4 protein-coding genes and 1 pseudogene are annotated in these 6,427 nt (G+C 70.9%); all 5 read right to left on the reverse strand.

Annotated features, from left to right (window positions below):
• Positions 1-2,314, reverse strand: a pseudogene (locus tag ABD378_RS23220) (hypothetical protein); the annotation flags it as partial.
• A gap of 265 nt (positions 2,315-2,579) precedes the next feature.
• The gene (gene truB, locus ABD378_RS23225) at positions 2,580-3,494 is read right to left on the reverse strand and encodes a tRNA pseudouridine(55) synthase TruB (RefSeq protein ID WP_344523258.1); all 915 of its coding nucleotides are present in this window, start codon (positions 3,492-3,494) and stop codon (positions 2,580-2,582) included.
• Positions 3,491-3,958 carry a 30S ribosome-binding factor RbfA gene (gene rbfA, locus ABD378_RS23230; protein ID WP_344523260.1) on the reverse strand — a complete coding sequence of 156 codons (468 nt, stop codon included), beginning with the start codon at positions 3,956-3,958 and terminating at the stop codon, positions 3,491-3,493. Before rbfA ends, truB begins: the two co-directional genes overlap by 4 nt.
• Before the next feature lie 32 nt (positions 3,959-3,990).
• Positions 3,991-4,284, reverse strand: coding sequence for a DUF503 domain-containing protein (locus tag ABD378_RS23235; RefSeq protein ID WP_160507522.1), 294 nt, complete (start codon positions 4,282-4,284; stop codon positions 3,991-3,993).
• Between the two features lie 140 nt (positions 4,285-4,424).
• The coding region (gene infB, locus ABD378_RS23240; RefSeq protein WP_344523263.1) for a translation initiation factor IF-2 at positions 4,425-6,427 on the reverse strand (2,003 nt) is incomplete at its 5' end.

Raw genomic sequence — 6,427 nt, forward strand, 5'->3', positions numbered from 1 at the left:
GGGGGCCGCCGCCCGCGCCCCCCGCCCCATCGTCACCCGGCGGCTGGGGCCCGCTACCCACACCCCCTGACCCACCGGCGCCCGGCGGCAGGGGCCCGCTTCCCGCATCCCCTGCCACATCGCCGCCCGGCGGCAGGGGCCCCTTGCCCGCATCCCCCGCCACATCGGCACCCGGCGGCTGGGGTTGTGCCCACCCGTTCCGCCCTGCGGAACGCCTGCCCACAACAGGGGCGGCGGCGGGCTGACTCCTCTCGCCGCCCGACCCACCGCCCACAACGGGGGCAGCGGCCCGGCTCCCCCCGGCGCCCAGCGGGCCTTCCCTGCTTGAGCGCAGTCGTGAGTTTGGGGGAGGGGGGGTGTGGTCCTGGATGCCGGGGGTCGGATTGAGGGGGGATGGGCAAGGTTCGTCGAAGCTTGCCAAGTCCCATAGGCGGGCGGTCAGTTCGGCAGGGCCCCGCTGTCGGCCCAGAAGCAGCAAGGCCTGGATCACCGGGCCGATCCGGTGCCGGGGGACCGGCAGGGCAGCCTCCGGGACCGGCTCGCGGTGCCGGAAGACCAGGGACCACAGAGCACCGTCCACATCCAGGTGCATCCCCTGGATCCAGTCCGCGAGCTCCTCGTGCGCGAACCGGTATCCGTCCCCGGCAGGGACAAGGAGACCCTCCGTCAGGACCGCGGAGGCCCACCCCGTCCCCCACGGGAACACCCCCTCGAACGACGCCCGGTCAAGCTCCCCCTGCCCCGGGCCAAGGCATCGCCGCGCAGCCTCATGCACCTGCCCGGACACCTTCGCTGCGAGGCGCCGCACAGCCGCGCCCCGAAGTCCCTTCGCCGCCGCGAGCCGCACCGCCACCCGCAGGCACAGCACATCCACGTAGGCCTCGAAGATCTCCTCCCGGTCCGGGCGGCCCGGCGGCGGATCGTCCGGCAACGCCGCCCGCACCTCGGCGAGCAGCCGCAGGGCCAGCGGATGCCGCGCGTCGGCGGCGGCGAGCGCTCCGTCCGGGATGCCGTACCGCGCCCGCGCGATCCGTGCCTGCCGCTCGGGCAGATCCCCCAGGTGCACGCACCCCGGCCAGAGCTCCGCGGGGAAGTGCGCCCCTGCCTGCTCCCAGTACTCCGCCCGGCAGGCCACCACGAGCCGCGCGCCCGTCTCCCGCAGCCACTCGGCCGTACCCCTGCTCCACTCCGCGAGGCGGTGCGCGAGGACCGGCGGCATCTCCTCGGGCCCGTCGAGCAACAGCAGCAACGCCCGCCCCTCGTCCCGCACGAGCCGGGCGACCCGCCCCGCGGAGATGTCCCCGAGTCCGTCGCCCCCCTCGGCGAGCGGCCCCTCCGATGCCTCCAGGATCCGCCCCGCCCGCTCAAGCGCCCGCTCCACCGCGTCGCCCACGCCCGTGTCCGTGCCCTGCAGATCGGCGCCGCGCAGCCACAGCGTGGGAGCCGGTTCGGCGCCCTGTGCACGGTATGCGGCGAGGGCGGCGAGTTCCGTCGTCCGGCCGGTGCCGGGGTCGCCGACCAGGCCGAGCACCTGCGCGGGCCCAGCGGTGAAGTCGTCCAACTCCCTTGTCGTATCCGGGCGTTCGACCGGTTCGAGGAGAGCGGGGCGCGGGCCGTCGGACCCCACCGACGTCGCCGCCAGGTGCAGCGCGCCCGCCAGATTGAGATCGCAGCCGTACGCCGGGACGGTCGCCGCGTTGCGCGCCAGGAGCTCGGCGAGCGGTCCGCCCGGATCGGCGGCGGCCGCCTCCCGCAGGGGCACGGCGAACCCCGCCGCGCGGTGCTCGCCGTGCAGCGCGGTCCCGAGGACGGCGAGCACGGCTCCGGACGAGGTGTCGACGACCGGACCGCCCGCCGCCCCGCCGCCGATCCGCAGCGCGTCGGCGTCGTCCGTGCCGATCGCCAACTCCATGGCGGAGTCGACCAGATGGAAGCGGTCCGTCGCCGTGTACGTCACCGGCGCCGGGCCAAGGACCCGCGCCTCGCGCCGGCCGCGCGCGACGATGTTTACGTAGGCACCCACGGGGACGGTCTCGCGGACCGTGACAGGCAGCGGGCGCAGGCCGAGCCCCTCCGTGCGGACGAGGGCCAGGTCCACTTCGGCGAGTGCCACCACGGAATCGGCGGTCACCACGCAGACGCGCTCCCCCGCCGCGTGCAGCACGAGCCGCGCGAGGCCGTCGACCGCTTCATGGCTGGTGATCACCGTGCCGTGGTCGTCGGCGGCGAATCCCATCCCGCGTGGGCGCCCGGCCAGATCACAGATCCGCACCAGGGCCCCGTCGAGCACCGCCGGGTCGCCCTGTCCCGCCATGCCCGAACCTCCCCGCCACTCCCCGTCCTTCTCGACGGTAGGTCGGCGGTGATCAGCGGGACAGAACGCGTCGCGAACGCGCCCCCTTCTGCTCCCTCGGTTCACTCCGAGCGCCTGCCCGATGGGGTGAATCGGCGGGGCGCGATGGATACATCTTGAGGTGGGGGGTCCGCCGTGGAGCGGCGCGCGGCCACGCGCACAGCTGTCCGCCGCTCCACGACGGAGACCCGCGTACGGGAGGGAAGGCCCAGCAGGACGGAAAGGATCAGGCGAAGACGGCCAGGCTCTTGGCCTTGCCCTTCAGCTCCTCGGCCAGGACCAGGAACCGGCCCTCCGGATCGAAGACCGCGACGGCGCCGACTCCGGCGTACTCCCCCGGCATCTCGATCCGTACGCCGTTGAGTAGCAGCTTCGCCCGCCGCTCGTCCACGTCCCAGCGCGGGAACGCGGCAGTGGCAGCGTCCGCCACCGGCATCACCGTCAGCTCCTCCTGGAGCTGGTCGATGGTCTTCGCCGCGTCCAGCTTGTACGGCCCGACGCGCGTGCGCCGCAGCGCCGTCAGATGGCCGCCGACCCCGAGATCGGCGCCGAGGTCACGGGCAAGGGCGCGGATGTACGTCCCCGACGAGCAGACCACGGACACGACCAGGTCGAGAACGGGGGTGCCGTCATCGGCGACGGCGTCCCTGACGTCGTACACCGTGAAGGCGGAGATCTTCACCGGACGGGCGGGGATCTCGAAGTCCTCGCCCTCGCGGGCTCGCGCGTACGACCGCTTGCCGTCGATCTTGATGGCGCTGACCTTCGACGGCACCTGCATGATGTCGCCGGAGAGCTTGGCGATGCCCGCGTCGATCGCGTCCCGCTTGATCCCGGAGACCCCCGACAGACCGGCCGACGAGATGAGCTCGCCTTCGGCGTCGTCCGTGAGCGTGTTCTGGCCGAGACGGATCGTGCCCAGATACTCCTTCTCCGTCAGCGCGAGATGGCCGAGGAGTTTGGTCGCCCGCTCGACCCCGAGGACGAGAACGCCCGTCGCCATGGGGTCGAGGGTGCCCGCGTGGCCGACGCGCCGGGTCTTGGCGATCCCGCGCATCTTGGCGACCACATCATGCGAAGTGAAGCCGGACGGCTTGTCGACGATGACAAGGCCGTCCGGCGTCTTGTTGCTACTGCTCATGCGGGGGTGTCGCCGTCCGTTTCCTCGTCGGACTCGTCCTCGTCCTCAGGCTTGCGGTACGGGTCGGCCCCGCCGGCGAACTCGGCGCCCGCGGACACCTCGCGCACCTTCTCGTCCGAGAGCCTGGCCCTGTCGAGGAGGTCCTCGATGGCCTTGGCGTTGTCCGGCAGCGCATCCGCCACGAAGGCGAGGCTCGGGGTGAACTTCACGCCCGCGGCCTGGCCGACCGCGGAACGCAGAACGCCCTTGGCGCTCTCCAGACCGGCGGCGGCCGCCGCGCGGTCCTCGTCGTCCCCGTAGACCGTGTAGAAGACGGTCGCCTCCCGCAGATCACCCGTGACCCGGGTGTCCGTGATGGTCACATGCGTACCGAGCCGCGGGTCCTTGATCCCGCGCTGCAGCTTCTTGGCAACCACCTCTCGGATGAGGTCCGCCAGCCTTTTCGCCCGCGCGTTGTCGGCCACTGCTCCGTCTCCTTCTTCGCCTTGCTGTGCAATCAGTCTTCGTCGCCGTGGAGCCTGCGTCGAACGGAGAGCAGCTCCACCTCCGGACGGGCGGCGACCAAACGCTCGCACCGGTCCAGTACGTCGGTGAGGTGCCCCGTCTCTCCCGAGACCAGCGCCAGGCCGATCTCGGCCCTGCGATGGAGGTCCTGGTTCCCGGTCTCCGCCGCGCTCACCGCGTACTTGCGCATGAGTTCGGCGACGATCGGGCGGACGACGGAGCGTTTCTCCTTCAGCGAGCGAACGTCGCCGAGGAGCAGATCGAAGGACAGTGTCCCCACATACATGTATGTCCGGATGTCCCGCCGGTTCGGGGTCGTGCCCCGCCAACCACTTGGCAGGGACACAAAGAACCGTACACGGAACGGCCGGGGCCGATCGACGGGATTTATCTCCCCTCGACCGGCCCCGGTTCGAGCTGCGTTGATCAGCCGCGAGGCTTCTCGCGCATCTCGTACGTCGCGATGACGTCGTCGATCTTGATGTCGTTGAAGTTGCCGAGGTTGATACCGCCCTCGAACCCTTCGCGGAGCTCCGTGACGTCGTCCTTGAAGCGGCGCAGACCGGAGATGTTGAGGCTCTCCGCGATGACCTTGCCGTCGCGGATGAGGCGCGCCTTGGTGTTGCGCTTGACCTCGCCCGACCGGACAAGAACACCGGCGATGTTGCCCAGCTTGGACGAACGGAAGACCTCGCGGATCTCCGCCGTGCCGAGCTCGACCTCTTCGTACTCCGGCTTGAGCATGCCCTTGAGGGCCGCTTCGATCTCTTCGATCGCCTGGTAGATGACCGAGTAGTACCGGACGTCCACACCTTCGCGCTCGGCCATCTGGGCGGCACGACCGGCCGCACGGACGTTGAAGCCGATCACGATCGCGTCGGAGCCGGTCGCCAGGTCGATGTCCGACTCGGTGACCGCACCCACGCCGCGGTGCAGGACGCGGATGTCGACCTCTTCGCCGACGTCGAGCTGGAGCAGCGAGGACTCGAGAGCCTCCACCGAACCGGACGCGTCGCCCTTGATGATGAGGTTGAGTTCCTGCACCAGACCGGCCTTGAGGGCCTCGTCCAGGTTCTCCAGGGAGAACCGAACACCCTTGCGGGCGAAGCGGACGTTGCGCTCACGGGCGGCACGCTTCTCGGCGATCTGACGGGCCGTACGGTCCTCGTCGACGACCAGGAAGTTGTCGCCGGCACCCGGGACGTTGGTGAGACCGAGGACGAGGACCGGAGTCGACGGACCCGCCTCTTCCACGTTCTCGCCCTTGTCGTCGAGCATCGCGCGGACTCGGCCGTACGCGTCGCCGACCACCATCGTGTCACCGACGCGGAGGGTACCGCGCTGGACCAGGACGGTCGCGACGGCGCCGCGGCCCTTGTCCAGGTGGGACTCGATCGCAATACCCTGCGCGTCCTGCTCAGGGTTGGCCCGCAGGTCGAGCGAGGCGTCCGCGGTCAGGACCACGGCCTCCAGGAGGGCCTCGATGTTCTCGCCCTGCTTGGCGGAGATGTCGACGAACATCGTGTCGCCGCCGTACTCCTCGGCCACCAGACCGAACTCGGTGAGCTGACCGCGCACCTTGGTCGGGTCGGCACCCTCGACGTCGATCTTGTTGACCGCGACCACGATCGGCACATCGGCCGCCTTGGCGTGGTTCAGCGCCTCGATCGTCTGCGGCATCACACCGTCGTTCGCCGCGACCACGAGGATCGCGATGTCGGTGGACTTCGCACCACGGGCACGCATGGCGGTGAACGCCTCGTGACCGGGGGTGTCGATGAAGGTGATCCGGCGGTCCTCGCCGTTGACCTCGGCACCGACCTGGTACGCACCGATGTGCTGCGTAATACCGCCGGCCTCGCCCGCAATGACGTTCGTCTTGCGGATCGCGTCCAGAAGTCGGGTCTTACCGTGGTCGACATGACCCATGACGGTCACGACCGGCGGACGCGCGACGAGTGCTTCCTCGCCACCCTCGTCCTCACCGAACTCGATGTCGAAGGACTCGAGAAGCTCGCGGTCCTCCTCCTCCGGGCTGACGATCTCCAGGACGAAGTTCATCTCGTCCGCGAGGAGCTTCAGCGTCTCGTCCGGGACGGACTGCGTGGCAGTGACCATCTCGCCGAGGTTCATCATCACGCCGACGAGCGACGCCGGGTTGGCGTTGATCTTCTCGGCGAAGTCGGTCAGCGAGGCACCACGGGACAGGCGGACCGCCTGGCCGTTGCCGCGCGGCAGCATGACGCCGCCGACCGACGGGGCCTGCATCGACTCGTACTCCTGGCGCCTCTGCCGCTTCGACTTGCGACCACGACGGGCGGGCCCGCCGGGACGGCCGAACGCACCCTGCGTGCCACCACGGGCACCGGGACCGCCGGGACGGCCACCGAAGCCGGGACGGCCACCGCCGCCACCGGGACGACCGGCGA

Source organism: Streptomyces rectiviolaceus, from assembly GCF_039533825.1.
GTDB lineage: Bacteria > Actinomycetota > Actinomycetes > Streptomycetales > Streptomycetaceae > Streptomyces > Streptomyces rectiviolaceus.